Raw genomic sequence first — 19,441 nt, forward strand, 5'->3', positions numbered from 1 at the left:
CTCTCAAGCAATCAGTGCAGTCTTAGTGTATCGGCAACGGCGGATGCGGGATCGCCGTCAGCAGCTCCTTGGTGTAGTCGTCCTTGGGATCGCCGAGCACCTGCTCGGAAGAGCCCTCCTCGACGATCCGTCCCGTCCGCATCACAATGACACGATCGCACAACAAGCGCACCACATTCAAATCATGCGAGACGAACAGATAGCTCATACCTAGCCGCGCCTTGAGGTCCTGCAGCAGGTTGAGGACGACGGCCTGCACGGAGACGTCCAGCGCCGCGGTCGGCTCGTCCAGGATGACGAGCTTGGGATGCAGGGCGATCGCCCGGGCGATGCCGACGCGGGCCTTCTGGCCGCCGGACAATTGGTGCGGGAAGCGGTCGAGCAGATTGTGCGGCAGGCCGACCATGGTGGCCAGTTCCTCGCAGCGGGCGCGCAGCGCGTCGCGTCCCCGGATGTCGCCCAATTGCATGATCGGGTCGGCGATGGCGCGCGCGGCGGTGAAGCGCGGATTGAGGCTGTCGGTGGGGTCCTGGAACACCATCTGGATGCGGCTGCGCTGCGGTAGCCGGGCGAAGGCGGCAGGCTGGATGCCGCCAATGTCCTCGCCGTCGAACTGGATCAGGCCGGAGGTCTGGTCGAGCAGACGCATCACCATCATCGACGTGGTCGATTTGCCGCAGCCGGATTCGCCGACGAGACCGACGCTCTCGCCATGGCCGATCGCAAAACTGATGCCGTCGACGGCGCGGAACACGTCCGGCTCCACCGGCGGCTTGCGGCCGAACAGTTTGCCGAGCGTGGCGGTCGCGCCCTGGCGGGGATATTCCTTGACGAGCTTTTCGATGCGGAGGAGGAGCTGGTCGCCCTTCCCTTCGCTATGAGAAGCGTGCTGGTCAGGCGCGGCGACAACGGATGCGGATGAGGTTGCGCCCTCCTCTTCCGGCAACAGATCCCGCAAGCTCACCCCGAGCCGCGGCGTCGCGCGCATCAGCTTCTTCGTATACGGATGCTGCGGGTTCGCAAAAATATCGGCGGCCGTAGCGGTCTCGACGACGCGGCCCTTCTCCATCACGACGACGCGGTCGCAATAGGCGGCGGCCAAGCCGAGATCGTGCGTGATCAGGATGGTCGACATCGCGCGGCGTTTCGTCAACTCGACGATCAGGTCCATCACCGCCTTCTGTGTGGTGACATCCAATCCAGTCGTCGGCTCGTCCGCTATCAGGAGCTGCGGATTGCAGGCCAGCGCGAGCGCGATGACGACGCGCTGGCACATGCCGCCCGAGAGCTCGAACGGATAGGCGTGATAGCGCTCGCGCGGGCGGGCGATCTTGACCTGCTCCAGGGCCTCGATCGCCTTCTCGCCGTGATCGGCGACCTGGGCCTGCTGCACATGGGTGCGCAGCACGTCCTCGATCTGATCGCCGACTTTGCGGATCGGATTGAGCGCAGCACGCGGGTTCTGGAAGATCATCGAGATTTCGCGGCCGCGCAAATCGCGCATCTGGTCTTCGGTCGCCGCCTTGACGTCGATGCCGGAGAACATCACCGAGCCCTCGGCGATCTTGCCGGCGCGATCGAGGATGCGCATCACCGCGTAGGAGGTTACCGACTTGCCGGAGCCGGACTCGCCGACGATGGCCAGCGTCTCGCCCTTGGCCACGGAGATGTTGACGTGCTGCACCGCCTTGACGATGCCGCGGCGGGTGGTGAATTCGACCGTAAGATCCTGGACGTCGAGCAGCGGCTGGGAGGTCATGGACGGCTCCCGTCACTCAAACAATCGAAAACAACCCCATGCACAGTAGAAGCGCCATTGGAATCATTGGAGAATTTTTCTCGGAGGTTGGGCATCACGTCCTCCGTTGCGGATCGACGATGTCGCGCAGGCCGTCGCCGAGGAGGTTGAAGCAGAACACGGCGATCATCAGGGCAAGGCCGGGGAAGAGCGCGATCCACCATTCGCCCGACACCATGAAGCCGGCGCCTTCGGCGACCATGATGCCCCATTCGGCGGTCGGCGGGCGGACGCCGAGGCCGATGAAGGAGAGGCCGGCGGCGTTGAGGATGGCGTAGCCCATGGTCAGCGACATCTGCACGATCATGATCGGCATGATGTTCGGCAGGATGTGCACCAGGAGGATGCGGAACTCGCCGTTACCGGACAAGCGCGCGGCCTGGACGAAGCCGGCGTTGCGGCGGACATTGGCTTCGGCGCGCGCGACGCGGGCATAGAGCGGGAAGTTCACGATGGCGGTGGCCAGGATGATGTTCTGCACGGTGTTGCCGAGTGCGGCGACGATGCCCATCGCGAGCACGAACAGCGGGAAGGCCATGATGGTGTCGGCGATGCGGCCGACGATGCGGTCGGTCCAGCCGCCGAAATAGCCGGCCGCGATGCCGGCAAGGCCGCCCATCAGGAACACCAGCGCGACCGAGGCGATCGCGATGAAGAAGTCGAGGCGCGTGGCGACGATGACGCGGCTGAAGATATCGCGCCCCAGCTGGTCGGTGCCGAACCAGTGCGCCGCCGACGGCGCCTTCAGCGCAGCCGCGGTGTCGGAGGCGAGCGGATCGTAGGGCACGACATAGGGGCCGAACAGCGCGGCGAACACGATGATCAGGAGCAGCGCAAAGGCGAAGCCCGTGACCTTGTTCTCGCCGAGGACGTAACGGGTCTGCTCGAGGATGGCGACGAGGCCTGACGTACGGGCGGGGCCGACAGGTTCAACAGCAGGCGCAACGGAGCTCATTGTTCGACGCCCTCTTTTCGCGTGATCGTGTTCGGAAGCCGTCTCTCCGTCGTCATTGCGAGCGAAGCGAAGCAATCCAGGCTGCGCATCGCGGCAATAGCCTGGATTGCTTCGTCGCTTCGCTCCTCGCAATGACGAGCTGGGGCACCGATTTTCCGGATCATGTGCTACCCTTCCAACCTGACGCGCGGATCGATCACGCCGTACAAAATGTCGATCACGAGATTGAGCAGCACGTACATCACCGCCATGGTCAGCACGAAACCCTGCACCGGCGCGAAGTCCGAGGAGATCAACGCTTCCACCGCGTAGGAGCCGATGCCCGGCCAGGCGAACACCTTCTCCACCAGCACGTTGGCCCCCAGCAGGAACGAGAACACCATGCTGAGCGTGGTGATGACTGGCAGCATCGCGTTGCGGAACGCGTAGGTGACGATGACGGTTGCGGGCGACAGGCCGCTGGCGCGCGCGGTGCGGACGAATTCACTCGCGAGCACCGCGAGCATGGAGGCGCGGGTCATGCGCGCGATCGGCGCCAGCGAGAAGATCGCGAGCGTCGTTGCGGGCAGGATGAGCTGGCTCAGCGCCGAACGGAACGCCTCGACATCGCGCGCGATCAGCGTGTCGATCAGATAGAAGCCGGTGACCGTCGGCGGCGCGCTGTAGAACACGTCGAGACGGCCGAGGGGCGCCGGTGACCAGCCGAGCCGAAAATAGAAGACATAGACCAGCACGAGGCCGGTGAAGAACACCGGCAGCGACACGCCGGCCGTGGTCGTGACCCGGCAAAGATGGTCGATCCATGATCCCGGCCGCGTCGCCGCCAGGACGCCGAGCGGAATGGCGATCGCAATGGACACGAAGAGGCCGAGCAGCGTCAGCTCGGCCGAGGCCGGCAGGCGGTTGCGGATCTCGGTGGCGACCGGCTGGCCCGTCGTCAGCGAGTTGCCGAAATCGCCGTGCGCGAGATCGTTGGCATAGCGGAAGAACTGCTCGATCAGCGGCTTGTCGAAGCCGAGCTTTTTGCGGATCTGCTCGACGGCTTCCTTGGTCGCGGCGGGACCTGCGAAGTAGGCCGCGGGATCACCCGGCAGCGCGCGCGTCAGCAGGAAGGTGACGATGACGACGCCGATCAGCGAGGGGATCGCGAACATCAGGCGCTTGCCGATCATGGTCAGCATGGGATGCTCCGCGGGCTTGCTTCGCCTCTCCCGCTTGCGGGAGAGGCCGACGCGCCCCGGGCGATGCGACAGCATCGTCCCGCGCGCGGCGGGTGAGGGCTCTCGCCGCGCGGGGACACCCTCCGCAATCCCTGCCAACCCCAAAGCGGAGACACCCTCTCCCCAACCCTCTCCCGCAAGCGGGAGAGGGAGCCCAGAGCCGATGCCGATGCGTCGCCGACGATCAGCATGACCTTTTACCCCTTCGCCATCGCGCGATAGTCGAGCCGCCGGTGGAACCAGTATTGGTAGCCGCTGATGTTCTTCTGCATCGCGACGTTGACGAAGGGCTGGTAGAGCGGGATGCGCGGGACGTCGGCGAAGGCGAGATCGACGAAGCCTTTCACGTCCTTGTCGTAGGCCGCGGTGTCGCCGGTGGCAGCCGCCGTGCGCGCGCCGTCGATGAACTTGTCCATCTCCGCCGACTTGTAGCTCATGGTGTTGAAGACGGAATTGTTGCCGTGATAGCACCAATAGAAGAAGTACTCGGGGTAGTCGAGCCAGCCCGAGAACACGTTGGTGAACAGCGGCATCTCCTTCTTGTTGAGCTCGGTGCGCCAGTTGGCGCCGGGCACCTTGTTGATGGTGGTCTTGATGCCGAGCTGGGCGAGGCTCTCCTGCACCAGCACGCAGAGCGGCTCGTTGACGCCGGCGAAGTTGAGGTCGAACGAGATCGTGGTCTCGAAGCCGTTGGCGTAACCGGCCTCTGCCAGCAGCGCCTTCGCCTTTCCCATGTCGGTGTTGTACTTGTGCGGCTGCGGCCAGGCGACTTCGGTGGCCTTGTCCTTTGCGCCGAACATGGGATTGCCGAGGCCGAACAGCACCGCGTCCATGATCTTCTGATACGGCAGCGCATAGGCGATGGCCTGCCGCACCTTCACATTGTCGAAAGGCGGCTTGGTGACGTTCATGCCGATATATTGGATGCCGTTGGAGAACGGCAGCGACACCACGTTGAGCTTGCCGTTCGCCTTCATCTCCTGGAAATCCTTGAACGGCAGCTCATAGGAGATGTCGGCGTCGCCGCGCTCGAGCAGCGCACGGCGGTTGCCCGCCTGCGGCACCATGCGCCAGATCACGCGCTTGATCTTGGGCAGCGGACCACAGGCCCAATCCTCGTTGCGCTCCATGATGACTTCGGTGCCGGCGGTCCACTTCGTCACCTTGTAGGCGCCGGAGCCCGCGGTCTGCTGTTTTGTAAACTCGAGACCCCACGGATCCTTTTCGCTCGCGTTCTTCTTCACGAGCTCGGAATTGACGATGCAGGGCACGATCACCGCGAGGTCCGGGATCGTCAGCCGATCCTTCTTGGCGAAATCGACGCGCACGGTGGCATCGTCGACCACGACGAACTGCTCGGCCTTGGTCAGCGAGCCCGCGCTCATCTGGAAGGTCGGGAAGCCGCCGACGCTGACGGCGCGATCGAGCGACCATTTCACGTCTTTCGCCGTGACCGGCGCGCCGTCGTGGAATTTGGCGTTCTTCTTCAGCTTGAAGGTGACCGACATGTCGTCGATCTTCATGTCGTCGGCGAGCTCACCCTTGAACTTGTCGCGGTCGTAATAGGGCACGCCGCCGGGGCCGCTCTTCATCTCGTGGCTGATCAGGCGATCGTAGCAATTCCAGGAGACTTCATAGCCGGGCACGTTGGTGCCGACGCCATGGATGTCGAGATTGTTGGGGCCGCCTTCCGAGACGATCAGCAGCGTCTCCGACCGGGCATCGGCCTTGGCCGAGGAGATCACGGACGGCATGGCCGGAAGCGCCGCACCCGCGGCCAACCCGGAAACGGATTTGAGGAAATCGCGGCGCTTCATGAAATCGCTCCAACATAAAAGTTTTTCGTTGGAGCTGGATTCGCAAGGTTCGTGCCAAGGGTTAACGGAAGCTTACATCGCACTTAAATGACTGATCTATAAAGGGATCGACCCAATTCCGGCTCACCCGGCAACTCCGAAGAGCCCCGCTCTTTGCATACAAAGATGCGGTTTTGATCACAAAATAAGCAGACGAAGTAAGGAGCCCGATTTGGCGCCACCTGCCTGCCGCGGGTCGCGGCCTCGACGAAGCTCGGGCCTCGCGGGCCAAGCTCGTCATTGCGAGGAGCCCTTGCGACGAAGCAATCCAGAATCTTTTCGCGGAAAGACTCTGGATTGCTTCGCTTCGCTCGCAATGACGGAACGCTCAGCCCGCCCAGATCAACTCCTGCAATTCGACCAGATCATCCGCCTGCTCCTGCCAGCCTTCGATGCAGATGTGGCTGTTGAGGTCGCTGGCGCGGTGCAGCAGCATCAGGGCCATCAGGCGGCGCTTCAGTGTGGCGTCCAGCCTTGCATAGCCGAAGCCTTCGAGCAGGCTCTTCACCCGTCCCGGCCGGCCCGCCGCCATGAAGGCGCTGGGGCCGAGCAGATCGTAGTCGCGCCATCCCGCGAGCACGTCGCCGAAATCGAACAGACCTGCGAGCGACCATTGGCCGTCATCGCAGGCGAGCAGGAAGTTCTCGGGGATGTATTCGCCGATCAGGATCACCGGCGGTGCGACCATCGGGATCAGCTTCGCGGCATCGCGCAGGAGGTCGTCGAGACCGGCGAGGAATTTTGGTGCGAGGCCGAGACGCTCGTGCCTGGCGCGGCAACCCTGCATCTGGGCGTGCATGAATGCGTCCCAGCGCGGCCCGATGGACGCGAGCTCTCCGAGCGGAACGCGCTGCACGGAAGCGATGGTTTCGCCGATCTGGCGCAGCAGCCGCTCCTTCTGCGGCTCCGGCAGTGAGGGCCAGACCTCCGAGCCGAGCGTGCCGGCGAGGCGCGTCATGACGAGATAGGGCCAGCCGTCGCGCATCCCCTCCGCGACAATCTCGGGAATCGGCAGCTCGAGGCGGCCGGCGAGCTGCGTCAGCGAGGCGCGCTCCGAGACGAATTGGGCTGCGAGCAGTGGCGGGAAGATCTTCAGGATCAGCTTGTCGCCGAGGCCGACCACGAGATTGGTGCCGGTCGCAAATACATGCGGTGAGCCGGCATCGAGCCCATGGCCGCGCGCGATGTCGAGGGCGATTGGCAGCCATTGCGGGAACGCGGAGCGAAAGGTGCGGAAGCTTGCGGCGTCGACGAGGTGAGGCAGCTGTTGCAATGAGGCGGTGGTCATCTGCACTCGGTCATCGATACAAGTTTGATGGATTCAGTGCGAACCAAGCAGGCGGTGCAACCTCTCCCGCTTGCGGGGGAGGTCGACGCGAAGCGTCGGGTGGGAGCTCTCTCCTCTAGGGGATTGTCCCGTTGTGGAGACACCCTCTCCCCAGCCCTCCCTCGCAAGCGGGGGAGGGAGCGCATCTCGCTTGCGGCTATAGCGATATCCAATCGCGACACACCCCTACCGCTCGGGGCTCGCCCGCTCGAACTGGCGGAGCAGCTTGTTGCCGCGCTCGACGGCGGAATCGAGCGCTGATTGCGCGCTCTTTTGGCCGGCGAAGGCCTGCTCGAGCTCGTCCTCGATCACGCCGCGGATCAGGACGAAGGAGCCGAGCCGGATGCCCTTGGAGTTCTCGGTCGGCGGATTGAGCGTGATCTGCTCGAACGAGATCGCCGAGCCGGGATTGCGCTCGTAGAAGCCTTGCGCGCGCGTCAGCTCGAAGGCGGCGCGGGTCACCGGCAGATAGCCGGTGTTCTGGTGCCAGGCGGCCTGCACGCCGGGCTGGGACAGATAGGCGAAGAAGCGCGCCACGCCCTTGTATTCCTCGCGCGGACGGTCGCGCAGCACCCACAGCGTGGCGCCGCCGATGATCGAGTTCTGCGGCGCGCCCTTCACGTCGGGCCAATAGGGCACCATGCCGTAGCCGATCTCGAACTTCGAATTGGCCTTGATGTCGGCGCGCGTCGCCGAGGAGCCGATGAAGATGCCGCACTCGCCCTTCTGGAAGCGCGGCTCGGCCGACTGGCCGCGGCCGCTGTAGTCGAACAGCTTGCTCTTCTGCCACTCGCTGAGCGCCGCGACGTGATGCACCAGCGTCGGATTGTTGATGGTCAATTCCGCATCCAGCCCGGCGAAGCCGTTCGCCCGGCTCGCGACCGCGAGGTTATGGAAGGCGGAGAAATTCTCGACATGGATCCAGGACGGCCAGGACGTGGTGAAGCCGCAGGGAGCACCGCGGTCGCGCAGGCGCTTCGCGGCCGCTCCCAATTCCGGCCAGGTCTTCGGCGGCGCCTCGGGATCGAGGCCCGCGTCGCGGAACATGGTCTTGTTGTAATAGAGGATCGGCGTCGAGGAATTGAACGGGAAGGACAATAGATTGCCGGCCGCATCGGTGTAGTAGCCGGAGACCGCGGGCAGGTAATCGCCCAGCGAGAACGGCTCGCCCTGGTCCCGCATCAGGCTGAACACCGGATAGATCGCGCCCTTGGCCGCGGTCATGGTGGCGGTGGCGACCTCGTTGACCTGGACGATGGCGGGCTGGCTGCGCGAGCGGAAGGCGAAGATCGCAGCCGTCACCGTCTCGGTATAATTGCCCTTGTAGACGGGCACGATGCGGTAGCCGGACTGCGAGGCATTGAAGTCGGCGGCGAGCTTTTCCAGCTGCCGGCCGAGTTCGCCGGACATGGCGTGCCACCACGCGATCTCGGTGGCGGCCCGCGCAGGGGCGGCCAATGAGAGGGCCGCAAAGGCGGCGACGAGCTGCAAAAGGCGCAAGGCTGACCTCACGATGGCTCTTCCCGGAACGCACGGCGACAGCCGGCTGCCCTGCTTAAGGCGCGACATAGCCGGTTTCAACCGGGAATGAACGCCGGCCGCGCCGCACAATCGGTCTTGCGGAACCAGGCGGGATGGCCTTCCCTTAACCATCTGCTAGAGCCCCGTTCCGATCGGAACGGGTCTCTAGACCTTAATTTGACGCGTTTTCTTTACGCGAACCGGTATCCACTTCGCTTGAAAACGCTTTAGATTGCATTGAACCTTTTCCTTCCGCCATAGACTCCACCACTGAGGGGTTGAGTGTGCCAGTGTTGAGCCGTGCCGAACTCTCGCGGACCGGGGTGGTCTTCGTTGCGCTTCTGCTTGCCGCAGTCTCGTCGAGCATGTGCGCGACGGGCGCTGTTGCGCGCGAATTTCGCGCCGCCGATACCCAGACCGAGAATTACCCGACCGTCCAGGCGCTGCGCTACATGGGCGCCCTGATCGCCGAGCGCACCGGCGGCCGGCACGAGATCAAGGTGTTCCACTCCCGCCAGCTCGGGGAGGAAAAGGAGACCATCGAGCAGACCCGGGCCGGTGCGATCGACCTCAACCGGACCAACGTGGCGCTGATCGGCAATTTCGTCCCGGCCATGAACGTGCTGGCGATGCCGTTCCTGTTCCGGTCCATCGAGCACATGCAGAAGGTGCTGGACGGACCTGTCGGCAGCGAGATCCTCGGCAGCTTCGAGCCCTACGGCTTCGTCGGGCTCGCCTTCTACGATTCGGGCGCGCGGTCGATCTACAACGGGGTCCGCCCGGTAAAGACCATCGCGGATCTCAAGGGATTGCGGATCCGGGTGCAGCAGTCGGAGTTGATGAGCCAGATGATGCGCGCGCTCGGCGCCGAGCCGGTCGAGCTTCCCTACGGGCAGGTGCTCACCGGGCTTGCCAACCATCTGATCGACGGCGCCGAGAACAATTGGCCATCCTTCGTGACCACGGACCATTACAAGCATGCCGGCTATTACTCGCTGACCGAGCACACGATGAGCCCGGAAGTGCTGGTGATCTCGCTGAAGGCCTGGAAGAGCCTGTCGGCAGAGGAGCAGACAATCTTCAAGGAGGCCGCGCAGCGCTCCAGCCGGTTCATGCGCGAGAAGTGGCGCGACCTCGAGGACCAGTCGCAGCGCAAGGCGCAGGAAGCCGGCGTGACCATCGTCAAGGACATCGACCGCAAGCCGTTCGAGGAGGCAATGGCCGCAATCTATGCCAAGGCCGAACGCGACCCCGCGGCGGCCGCGCTGATCGAACGCATTCGCAAGGTGGAGTGAGGCCTGTTGGCTGCGCTTGGACATAGCGAACACGCGGACAAGCCGCCCGGCCCGATCGGGCAGCTGCGCGCGCGCATCGTCGGCCTGCTGCGGGCGGTGCCGATCCGCTGGCGCATCCTGTCGATCGCCGCGCTGAACTCCGCCGTGGTCGTGGTGCTGGTGGCGATGATCTGGAATGGCGCGCAGGTGCTCGGCTCGGCCTGGGACGACGTGCGCCAGGTGCGCGAGTCCGACCGGATCCTGGCGCTGCTCGAAAGCGAGACCGGGCGACTGCAGAACCTGATCCACCGCTACATCAACCAGCCGAGCCCGGACCTGTTCGCCGAGATCCTGTTGCTGCGCGAGGCGGTGCTGGGCACGCTGACGGGTCGCGCCGCCAAGGACCCGATGCTGTCGGGCTCGGTCGAGGAGCTGGAGCGCACCACCGACCGCTTCCTCAACGGCTTCGGCGAGCTGCGCAGCGTGCAGGCCACGATCGCCAAGACTTATGAAGAGCAGGTGCAGGGCCCGGCCAGGGACATGGCCGGGCTCTACTCCATCATCGAGGGCGCCACCGGCCATCGCGACGCGCTGATCTGGCCCTCGCTCGGCAAATCCCGCGAGGCTTTCACCGCGATGCTGGTCGCGGCCAATTCCTATTATCTGTCGCAATCCTCGGGCGCCGCCGACGACGCACGCCGCAACACCGAGACGATCGAGCGGACCATCCCGGTCATGATCGATCTCGCCGACAACGACCTGCAGAGGATGGCGCTGCAGCGGCTCGGCGCCCGCACCGCCGCGCTGCGCGAGGGCTTCGCAAAACTCTCCGAGCAGCTTGCGAGCCGCACCGAGCTGTTGCGCAACACCATCGACGCCAGCCAGGCCGAGGCGATCGGCGCCATCGACGACCTCTCGACCAAGATGCGCCAGCGCGAGCAGAAGGCGCAGGAGACGTTCGACCGCACGCTGGCGGACATCTCACGGCGCGTGCTGTCGATCGCGGTGATCTTCCTCGGCATCATCCTCACCGCGGGCGTCTTGATCGCGCTGTCGATCCGCCTGCCGCTGCAGCAGATCATGACGGCGATGCGCGCGATCACGCTCGGCGATCTCGACCGCGAGGTGCAGGGCACCAAGGCGCGCGACGAGGTCGGCGCCATGGCGCGCGCGGTGGAGGTGTTCCGCGAGAACGCGATCGCCAAGCGCCGGACCGAGGACGAGCTGCGCGCCTCGAAGGAGAAGGCCGAGAGCGCCCTGCTCGAGCTCAACGCCGCGCAGCAGAACCTGATCGACGCCGAGCGGCTGGCCGCGCTCGGCGGCCTGGTTGCCGGCGTCGCGCACGAGGTCAACAACCCGATCGGCATCAGCCTGACGGTGGCCTCGAGCTTTGCCCGGCGCACCGAAATCTTCGAAGCCCAGCTCAAGGGCGACGGCGGCCTGCGCCGCTCGCAGCTGGAGGAGTTCGTGCAATCCTCGCGCGACGCCTCGCAGCAGCTCGTCGCCAATCTCCAGCGCGCCGGCGAGCTGATCCAGTCGTTCAAGCAGGTCGCGGTCGACCGTTCCCATGCCGAGCGGCGGCAGTTCTCCCTGAGCGAAGCCACCGACCAGATCATCGCCAGCCTCAAGCCCGTGCTGAAGCGCTCGCCGATCACGCTGGAGGTCGACGTGCCCGAGGGGCTGCTGCTCGACGGCTATCCCGGCTCCTACGGCCAGATCCTGACCAACCTCTTCCTCAACGCCGCCAACCACGCCTTCGCCGACGGCCGCGCCGGCCGGATCGCGATCTCGGCGCGGCCGCGCGGGACCGAGGACATCGAGATCAGCTTCTCCGACGACGGGGCCGGCATGACCCCCGACGTGCAGCGCCAGGCCTTTGACCCTTTCTTTACCACCCGGCGCAATGAAGGCGGCACGGGACTTGGCCTTCATATCGTCTATAACCTCGTCACCCAGCAGCTCGGCGGCCGCATGATGCTGGAATCCAAGCTGGGACAAGGCACTACTTTTCGCATTATCATGCCCCGCGTCGCCAAGGGCGGCGCGCAAAGCACAGAAAGTGACGGATCTTCTCAATGGCCGAACAGGACGATGTCCTCCACCTGATCGACGATACCGGTACCGCGTCGGAGGATAGCAACGCCCGGAAATGGAAGATCGCCGTCATCGATGACGATCCGGCCGTGCATGACGGCACGCGTTTTGCGCTGTCGGACTACAGTCTGAACGGCCAGAGCCTGGAGATCCTGTCGGCCTATTCCGCGGCGGAAGGCCGCAAGCTGATGGCCGAGCACCGCGACGTCGCCGCCGTGCTGCTCGACGTCATCATGGAGACCGACGTCGCCGGCCTCGAGCTGGTCGAGTTCATCCGCAACGAGATCCGGAACGAGACCGTGCGCATCATCCTGCGCACCGGCCAGCCCGGCCAGGCGCCGGAGCGGCGCGTGATCGTGCAGTACGACATCAACGACTACAAGGCCAAGACCGAGCTCACCGCCGACAAGCTGTTCACCTCGCTGACCGCGGCGCTGCGCTCCTATCAGCAGCTCGAGCGCATGGTGCAGACGCGGCGCGGGCTGGAGATCATCATCGACGCCGCCTCCACGCTGTACGACTTCAAGTCGATGCAGCGGCTCGCCGAGGGCGTCTTGACCCAGCTCGCTTCGCTGCTCAACGTCGATTGCGCCGGCATCCTGGTGCTGCGCGACAATGGCGGCAACGATCCCGAGCTCTCCGTGCTCGCCGGCAGCGGCTGCTACAGCCGCTTCATCGGCACCACGTCGTCGAAGGCGCTCGACCCCGAGCTGCGCGAGATGGTGGAGGCCGCGTTCCAGCGCCGCAAGAACGAGTTCGCCGACCATCGCAGCGTGATCTATTTGCGCACCGGATCGGGGCGCGAGGTCGTGGTGCTGCTGCAGGCCGAGCGCGAGCTGTCGGAGACCGACCGTTCGCTGGTCGAGATCTTCTCGAGCCGGCTCTCGATCGCCTTCGACAACGTCATCCTCTATCAGCAGCTGCAGGACGCCAACACCCAGCTGGAGGACCGCGTCGCCCAGCGCACCCGGGCGCTGATGCAAGCCAACCGCCGGCTCTCGGCGCAATGGCTGCGCCTGCAGCGCGCCAACGGCTTCAAGAACGAGATTCTGGGCACCGTCGCGCACGACCTGAAGAACCCGCTCGGCGTCATTCTCGGCCGCACCGAGATGCTGAAGGAGCTGATCTCGACCGGCGCCTCGGAAAGCGGCGTGGTCGCCCAGGTCGACCACATCCGCGACGCCACCAAGCGCCTGACCACGATGGTCGATCATTTGATCTCGGACGCGATGGCGGATGCCTTCGACATCACCATCCGCCGCGAGCCGGTCGACGTCGCCGCCCTGGTCAAGGAGGTCGCCGAGGCCAACCAGCCGCTCGCCGTCAACAAGCAGCAGGCGATCAGCGTCACGGCGCCGGCCAACATCGTCACCATGTGCGACACCGACCGCATCCGCGAGGCGATCGACAATCTCATCAGCAACGCCATCAAATACTCGCCGATCGGCGGCAGGATCGAGGTGGCCGTCGTGCACGAAGGCAGCGACACCATGGTCCGTGTCAGCGACGAGGGCGCCGGCCTGTCGCCGGAGGATCTCGGCCGCCTGTTCGGCCGGTTCCAGCGGCTGTCGGCCAAACCGACCGCCGGCGAGAGCTCGACGGGACTTGGTCTGTCCATCGTCAAGCGTATCATTGACATGCACGGCGGCGAGGTGACCGCCGAGAGCGAAGGCCCCGGCAAGGGCTCGACCTTCACCATCACCCTCCCCGCGACCGAAATACCATGATGCAAAGACCATGACTCAAAGCCAGCACATCATGATTGTCGACGACGAGGCCCCGGCCCGGGAGATGGTCGGCGATTACCTCAAGATGCACGGCTTCACCGTGACGCTGTGCGACGGCGGCAAATCCTTGCGCGCCGCGATCCAGGGCAGCATGCCCGACCTCGTCGTGCTCGACCTCAACATGCCCGAGGAAGACGGGCTCTCGATCATCCGCGACCTCAAGAGCCGCATCAACGTGCCCGTGATCATGCTGACCGCGACGGCGAGCCCGATCGACCGCGTCGTCGGCCTCGAGCTCGGCGCCGACGATTACGTCGCAAAGCCCTGCGAGCTGCGCGAATTGATGGCGCGCATCCGCTCGGTGCTGCGGCGGAGCGGGCCGGCCAAGGTGGCGGACGCGCCCGCGGCGAAGTCGGACAAGGAGCAGCTGGTGCGCTTCGGCACCAAATGGCTCGATCTCGAAGCGCAGGCCTTGCGCGACGACGAGGGCAACGAGCATCCGCTGACGGCGTCCGAGTTCGGGCTCTTGAAGGTGTTCGCGGCCAACCCGAAGCGCGTGCTGTCGCGCGAGCGCCTGCTCGAGCTTGCCAACGCGCGCGACGCCGAAGCCTTCGACCGCGCGGTCGATCTGCGCATCATGCGCATCCGCCGCAAGATCGAGCCCGACCCGGCCAAGCCCGCCGTGATCCGCACCATCCGCGGCGGCGGCTATCTGTTCTCGCCGCAGGGCGAGAAGGCGTAAGGGCGAGCGGCCTCCACATCGTCATTGCGAGCGCAGCGAAGCAATCCAGAATCCCTCCGCGGAGACAGTCTGGATTGCTTCGCTGCGCTCGCAATGACGGAGCAAGTGGCATCGGCGCCACTCCCCGTCGGGCATTCAGGCCGCAGAGCCAGCGCCCGCAAGATACCCCTTTTGACCCGATCAAGCCCCTGCGACCACGGTGCTGGGCATCGGGCCACCAAACGCAATCCCCCGGGATTCGTTCCGCGGCGTCACTGTCCGCGTCCGATAACCTACCCCCGTATTTTCCGTACATTGAAATCACACGGTTTTTTGCCTCGAATGTTTCGTCGCGGCGGTTGCTACGAAACAATTTGACGGCGCACGAAACCATTTTCCGCTTTTCGTGCAGACGTCCCGAAACGTTGGCTGATTAACACTTTGACCCAAGGAAACGCCGCTCGGTTGCGGCGCTACGGGGAGCCAAGTCCATGCCGAACGTCATTGCCATCAACGCCCAAGCCAGCCAGAGCATCATTGCCGCTCAGGCGACCTCGGACGACATGCTCCTCGAAAGCATTGCCGGCGGCAACCGGACGGCCATGCACATCCTTTATTGCCGGCACAATGTGCGGGTGTACCGCTTCATCCTGCGCATCGTGCGCGACGCCACCACGGCGGAAGATCTGGTCAGCCAGGTGTTTCTGGATGTGTGGCGGACCGCCGGCCAGTTCCAGGGCCGCTCGCAGGTGTCCACCTGGCTGCTCTCGATCGCCCGCTTCAAGGCGCTGACCGCGATGCGCCAGCGCCGCTTCGAGGACATCGATCAGGAAGACGTGCGCCAGATTCCTGATGATTGCGACACGCCGGAGACCTCGCTCGACCGCAGCGACACCAGCGCCATCCTGCGCGCCTGCGTGCAGAAGCTGTCGCCGGCGCACCGCGAGATCATCAACCTCGTCTACTACCACGAGAAGTCGGTGGAGGAGGTCGGCCAGATCATCGGCATCCCGCAGAGCACGGTGAAGACGCGGATGTTCTATGCCCGCAAGCAACTCGCCGATTTGCTTAAGGGCGCCGGCGTCGACCGTTTCGCCGCGTAAGCGCAATGATTTCAAGGGGATAGGTCCGCGATATTGACCCTGTCCCCGGACACGGAAGCGTTACCACTGATGAAACAATTGAAACAAACGACAACATCAGGCGGAAAAACTTCCGCTCTATAAAGCTCCCATACGGTTTCGTTAAACCTCCCAAGACCTCCAGCGACCCGGACGATGCCCCGTCCGGGTCGTTTTGTATTTGGGGCCCGCGGCGGCAGCTGCAGGCCCGGCCTCTCCCGCTTGCGGGAGAGGCCGACGCGCCCGGGCGATGCGCAGCATCGCCCGGCGCGGCGGGTGAGGGTTCTTTCCTCTGGGGGAGTGTCCCGTTGTGGAGACACCCTCTCCCCAGCCCTCCCCCCGCAAGCGGGGGAGGGAGCGCACCGATGGCGGAGCCGGCACCGTGCTCTGCAAAGCGATAGGCTCCGTCACGAAGGCGTGACGCTGCGTAACGACCGTCGCATCCATCCCGAACATCCCTCGTGACCACCACCACGAGTGCGCCATGCTCGAACTCCTCTTTGCTCTCCTCGCCGGAATCCTCACCATCGCCGCGCCCTGCACGTTGCCGATGCTGCCGATCCTGCTTGGCGCTTCGATCGGGCACTCCTCGCAACTGCGCCCCGCGATGATCGCGCTCGGCTTCGTCGTCTCGTTCTCGGCCGTCGCGCTGGCGCTCGGCGCGATCACGCGGGCCTTCGATTTCGATCCGAACGTGCTGCGCGAGGCGGCTGCGGTCCTGCTGCTCGGCTTCGGCCTGTTGATGCTGTGGCCGGCGCCGTTCGAATGGCTGTCAATTCGGCTCAACGGTTGGCTCGATCTCGGCAACGCCGGCGCCACGCAGCGCGAGGGCGCGCTCGGCGGCCTGATCCTCGGCACCACCTTGGGCCTGGTCTGGACGCCCTGCGCAGGGCCCGTGCTCGGCTCAATCCTGACGCTGGTTGCGACGTCGAGGAATTTCGGCTGGGCCGGCACGCTGCTGATCGCCTATGCCATTGGTGCCGCGATCCCGATGCTGGGAATAGCCTATGGCGGACAGGCCGCGACCACGCGCGTGCGCAGCCTGGCCCGGATCTCGCCGCGGCTGCAGCAGGGCTTTGGCGTGGTCGTGATCGGCTTCGCGGTCGCCGCCTATTTCCAATACGACACGCTGATCGTGGCGTGGCTCACCGGCTTCTACCCCACCGGCCAGATCGGCCTGTGATCACCCTCATCTTCACCGGAGAACTCGCCCATGACTCTCAAGCTGCTCGCAATGTCTGCTGCACTGATCGGCATCACCGTCACCGGCGCCGTCATCCCCGGCATCTGCGACGAGGCCGCGCGTGCCGCGCCTGTCGTCACCGCCGCCGCGAACCAGCAGGCCGCGCCCGACTTCGCCGGCATCACCAACTGGTTCAACTCGAAGCCGCTGAGCATCGCCGATCTCCGCGGCAAGGTCGTGCTGGTCGACTTCTGGACCTATGGCTGCGTCAACTGCGTCAACACGCTGCCGCACGTCACCGAACTCTACGCCAAGTACAGGGATCGGGGTCTGGTCGTGGTCGGCGTGCACACGCCGGAATTCCCGTTCGAGCGCTCGGCCGCCAACGTGCAGGCGGCGCTGAAGCGCCACGGCATCACCTACCCGGTGGCACAGGACAATGAATCCAAGACCTGGAACGCCTATCGCAACCAATATTGGCCGGCGCAATACATCGTCGACCAGAGCGGCAAGATCGTGTTCCAGCACGCCGGCGAAGGCCGCTATGACGAGATCGATCGCACGGTGGCCAAGCTGCTGAACGCGAGCAGCTGACGCCGCGCGGCCATCGCGCGGCGGACTGCAATTGTCGCCCTTGTTGCTTGACTCCACGGAGCCGTCCGTGGAGGTTCGCAACCGACGCAATCAGCCGCCCGCAATGGACGCGACCACCAGCACCGACATCCGCCTTCGTGAAGGGTCCTCGATCGCACAGCGGCTGGTCGTGGCGGGCTCTGCGGCGGCCGTCGCGCTCTGCTTCACGCCGGGACTGTTCACGCAGGACGTCCTGGAAATCCTGATATCGGCGGTGGCGCTGCTGGTGGGAGCCGGATTCGTCGTCGGCATCATGATGGCGCCGGCGGTGGTGTGGATCATCACGGCCGACGAGATCCTGATCGGCCGGCAGCGGCCGTTCGGAAAGCTCCAGACGCGCCTCGTCGGCAAGGACGAGATCACGGCGCTACAGGTCCCCGGCAGCAAGAGGGTGAAGGCCCGTTTCCAACTGTCTTCACGCTTGCCTCGGGCGAGCGCCTGACCTCGCCGCCGATTCCCGATGTCACCCATGTTCGTGACACCGTGGCGTGGATCGCGGCGCATTTCGACGTTCCCAATGTCGAGGCGCCGAGCAACCCGCTCGATGCCAGCAATCCCGAGATGCATCTCGGCGAGCCGCTCGAGGCGTTTTCGGCGCGGGACATCCGGATCGTCGCACTGATCGCGGTGGCTCTGTCCGCGGTCCCCTATGCCTATAAGCTGTGGCGCGGCCTGTCCCCCAGCCATGTCGATATCCTGCTGCTGCCGCTGGGCGCGATCGCCGCATTCGCGGTCTATCGCTATGCGAACCTCGCCACCGGCGCATTCTGGGTCATCGGAGCGAACGATATTCGCGTCGAGCGCCTGTGGGGCGACGGCAGCTTGCGGGCCGACCATATCGCCGGGCCCGACGTCAAGTCGATCACGGTCGAGCGCCGCGGCCGCTCCGAGGACGAGCATTGCATCGTGGTGATCCGGCTGCATTCGGGCCGACGCTTTCGCAGCCCCCGCATCGGCTCGCGGGTCGAGGCCCGCGCCGTGGCGACGGAGATCGTGCGGCGGCTCGGGATCGCGGCGGAGAGCAACCGGATTTAGCTTGCGCCTCGTGCCCACTGTCGGCGCTGATCTCACCGCGGGTTCGGTCTGTGCCTCTCCCGCTTGCGGGAGAGGTCGCGCCGAAGGCGCGGGTGAGGGTTCTCTCCCCTGGGGAGTGTCCCGTTGTGGAAGCACCCTCTCCCCAACCCTCCCCCGCAAGCGGGGGAGGAAGCTCACCTCCCGAGCGGCAACACCTATGCTTTTCGCGCCATCCCCTGTTCGTGGCATTGCGCTGGGCCCGTCAAAAAACCAAAGCATTCTCGTGACATGCCAGGACGGCGCGCCATCAACTTGCCATGAACTTGCCCCTCAGGTTTGATGGTTCCGAATGATTTGCGCTGTGGCAGCGGGGAGAGCTTGATATGACGGATTTTCGTCGCCTGACCGGGATTTTCGTGACTGCGATGGGACTGGTCCTGTCCACGCCGCACGCCTTCGCCCAGCAGCCGGACCGCGGCGACGAGCCGGGCCTGATAGCGGACGATGCCTACCAGCTCGAGCCGGAATGGCAGAAGCAGGTGGTGTACTTCCGAACCACGGAAGCGCCCGGCACCATCATCGTCGCGACCGCCGAGCGCCACCTCTACCTGGTGCAGCCGGGCGGGCGCGCCATCCGCTACGGGATCGGCGTCGGCCGCGACGGTTTTCAGTGGCAAGGACTGGTGACCATCACCAACAAGAAGGAATGGCCGGACTGGACGCCGCCGCCGGAGATGATCCAGCGCCAGCCCTATCTGCCGCGTTTCATGGCCGGCGGCCCCGGCAATCCGCTGGGCGCCCGCGCCATGTATCTGGGCACCACGGTCTATCGTATCCACGGCACCAACCGCCCTGATACGATCGGCACCAAGGTGTCCTCAGGCTGCTTCCGTCTCGTCAACAACGACGTCGCCGATCTCTACGATCGCGTGCCTGTCGGCACCAAGGTCGTCATCCGGCAGAAGCCCGAGCTCTGAAGGCTCTTAGATTCGAGCAT

14 protein-coding genes and 1 pseudogene are annotated in these 19,441 nt (G+C 65.1%); 9 read left to right on the forward strand and 6 right to left on the reverse strand.

Annotated elements, in window-relative coordinates; genetic code table 11:
* Positions 1-22: 22 nt before the first annotated feature.
* The 6 genes from ACNJYA_RS37195 to ugpB all read right to left on the reverse strand — a co-directional run bounded on the left by ACNJYA_RS37195 (position 23) and on the right by ugpB (position 8,725).
* On the reverse strand, positions 23-1,759 hold the full coding sequence (locus ACNJYA_RS37195) for a dipeptide ABC transporter ATP-binding protein (protein WP_439364878.1): 1,737 nt from the start codon (positions 1,757-1,759) through the stop codon (positions 23-25).
* A 94-nt stretch (positions 1,760-1,853) separates the two neighbouring features.
* Positions 1,854-2,753, reverse strand: coding sequence for an ABC transporter permease (locus tag ACNJYA_RS37200; protein WP_172786174.1), 900 nt, complete (start codon positions 2,751-2,753; stop codon positions 1,854-1,856).
* A gap of 167 nt (positions 2,754-2,920) precedes the next feature.
* Complete coding sequence (locus tag ACNJYA_RS37205) at positions 2,921-3,934, reverse strand: ABC transporter permease (RefSeq protein WP_197949095.1); 1,014 nt, start codon at positions 3,932-3,934, stop codon at positions 2,921-2,923.
* Between the two features lie 236 nt (positions 3,935-4,170).
* Entirely contained in the window at positions 4,171-5,790 is a 1,620-nt protein-coding gene (locus tag ACNJYA_RS37210) for an ABC transporter substrate-binding protein (protein WP_439364879.1), read from the reverse strand.
* A gap of 367 nt (positions 5,791-6,157) precedes the next feature.
* A complete protein-coding gene (locus ACNJYA_RS37215; RefSeq protein WP_439364880.1) occupies positions 6,158-7,117 on the reverse strand; it encodes an aminoglycoside phosphotransferase family protein in 960 nt (319 codons plus the stop codon).
* A gap of 225 nt (positions 7,118-7,342) precedes the next feature.
* Positions 7,343-8,725, reverse strand: a complete 1,383-nt coding sequence (ugpB, locus tag ACNJYA_RS37220) for a sn-glycerol-3-phosphate ABC transporter substrate-binding protein UgpB (RefSeq protein WP_439364881.1) — start codon at positions 8,723-8,725, stop codon at positions 7,343-7,345.
* Positions 8,726-8,961: 236 nt separating this feature from the next.
* Between ugpB and ACNJYA_RS37225 the strand changes: the two genes are divergently transcribed.
* From ACNJYA_RS37225 to ACNJYA_RS37265, 9 genes and pseudogenes are all read left to right on the forward strand, one after another.
* Positions 8,962-9,972, forward strand: a complete 1,011-nt coding sequence (locus tag ACNJYA_RS37225) for a TRAP transporter substrate-binding protein (RefSeq protein ID WP_212255976.1) — start codon at positions 8,962-8,964, stop codon at positions 9,970-9,972.
* Positions 9,973-9,978: 6 nt separating this feature from the next.
* Positions 9,979-12,057, forward strand: a complete 2,079-nt coding sequence (locus tag ACNJYA_RS37230; RefSeq protein WP_210268314.1) for a sensor histidine kinase — start codon at positions 9,979-9,981, stop codon at positions 12,055-12,057.
* On the forward strand, positions 12,027-13,772 hold the full coding sequence (locus ACNJYA_RS37235; RefSeq protein ID WP_439364882.1) for an ATP-binding response regulator: 1,746 nt from the start codon (positions 12,027-12,029) through the stop codon (positions 13,770-13,772). Before ACNJYA_RS37230 ends, ACNJYA_RS37235 begins: the two co-directional genes overlap by 31 nt.
* Positions 13,773-13,782: 10 nt before the next feature.
* Complete coding sequence (locus ACNJYA_RS37240) at positions 13,783-14,514, forward strand: response regulator (RefSeq protein WP_439364883.1); 732 nt, start codon at positions 13,783-13,785, stop codon at positions 14,512-14,514.
* A gap of 470 nt (positions 14,515-14,984) precedes the next feature.
* Positions 14,985-15,596, forward strand: coding sequence for a sigma-70 family RNA polymerase sigma factor (locus tag ACNJYA_RS37245; RefSeq protein WP_172786185.1), 612 nt, complete (start codon positions 14,985-14,987; stop codon positions 15,594-15,596).
* A 502-nt stretch (positions 15,597-16,098) separates the two neighbouring features.
* Positions 16,099-16,797 (forward strand): cytochrome c biogenesis CcdA family protein, encoded by a 699-nt coding sequence (locus tag ACNJYA_RS37250; RefSeq protein WP_439401733.1) that lies wholly within the window; start codon positions 16,099-16,101, stop codon positions 16,795-16,797.
* A 30-nt stretch (positions 16,798-16,827) separates the two neighbouring features.
* The gene (locus tag ACNJYA_RS37255) at positions 16,828-17,391 is read left to right on the forward strand and encodes a redoxin domain-containing protein (protein WP_439401734.1); all 564 of its coding nucleotides are present in this window, start codon (positions 16,828-16,830) and stop codon (positions 17,389-17,391) included.
* A gap of 103 nt (positions 17,392-17,494) precedes the next feature.
* Positions 17,495-18,465: pseudogene (locus ACNJYA_RS37260) on the forward strand (hypothetical protein).
* 362 nt (positions 18,466-18,827) lie between these two features.
* Positions 18,828-19,421: a L,D-transpeptidase gene (locus tag ACNJYA_RS37265; RefSeq protein WP_439364886.1), complete on the forward strand. Its 594-nt coding sequence runs from the start codon at positions 18,828-18,830 to the stop codon at positions 19,419-19,421.
* Positions 19,422-19,441: the final 20 nt, after the last annotated feature.

Origin of the sequence: Bradyrhizobium sp. BLXBL-01 (assembly GCF_051853025.1) — a bacterium.
Taxonomy (GTDB): Bacteria; Pseudomonadota; Alphaproteobacteria; order Rhizobiales; family Xanthobacteraceae; genus Bradyrhizobium.

Bases quoted from the DNA above. Each gene is read 5' to 3' on its own strand.
- ACNJYA_RS37195 (WP_439364878.1), bottom strand. From the start codon at position 1,759: ATGACCTCCCAGCCGCTGCTCGACGTCCAGGATCTTACGGTCGAATTC.
- ACNJYA_RS37200 (WP_172786174.1), bottom strand. From the start codon at position 2,753: ATGAGCTCCGTTGCGCCTGCTGTTGAACCTGTCGGCCCCGCCCGTACG.
- ACNJYA_RS37205 (WP_197949095.1), bottom strand. From the start codon at position 3,934: ATGCTGACCATGATCGGCAAGCGCCTGATGTTCGCGATCCCCTCGCTG.
- ACNJYA_RS37210 (WP_439364879.1), bottom strand. From the start codon at position 5,790: ATGAAGCGCCGCGATTTCCTCAAATCCGTTTCCGGGTTGGCCGCGGGT.
- ACNJYA_RS37215 (WP_439364880.1), bottom strand. From the start codon at position 7,117: ATGACCACCGCCTCATTGCAACAGCTGCCTCACCTCGTCGACGCCGCA.
- ugpB (WP_439364881.1), bottom strand. From the start codon at position 8,725: ATGTCGCGCCTTAAGCAGGGCAGCCGGCTGTCGCCGTGCGTTCCGGGA.
- ACNJYA_RS37235 (WP_439364882.1), top strand. From the start codon at position 12,027: ATGGCCGAACAGGACGATGTCCTCCACCTGATCGACGATACCGGTACC.
- ACNJYA_RS37240 (WP_439364883.1), top strand. From the start codon at position 13,783: ATGACTCAAAGCCAGCACATCATGATTGTCGACGACGAGGCCCCGGCC.
- ACNJYA_RS37245 (WP_172786185.1), top strand. From the start codon at position 14,985: ATGCCGAACGTCATTGCCATCAACGCCCAAGCCAGCCAGAGCATCATT.
- ACNJYA_RS37250 (WP_439401733.1), top strand. From the start codon at position 16,099: ATGCTCGAACTCCTCTTTGCTCTCCTCGCCGGAATCCTCACCATCGCC.
- ACNJYA_RS37255 (WP_439401734.1), top strand. From the start codon at position 16,828: ATGACTCTCAAGCTGCTCGCAATGTCTGCTGCACTGATCGGCATCACC.
- ACNJYA_RS37265 (WP_439364886.1), top strand. From the start codon at position 18,828: ATGACGGATTTTCGTCGCCTGACCGGGATTTTCGTGACTGCGATGGGA.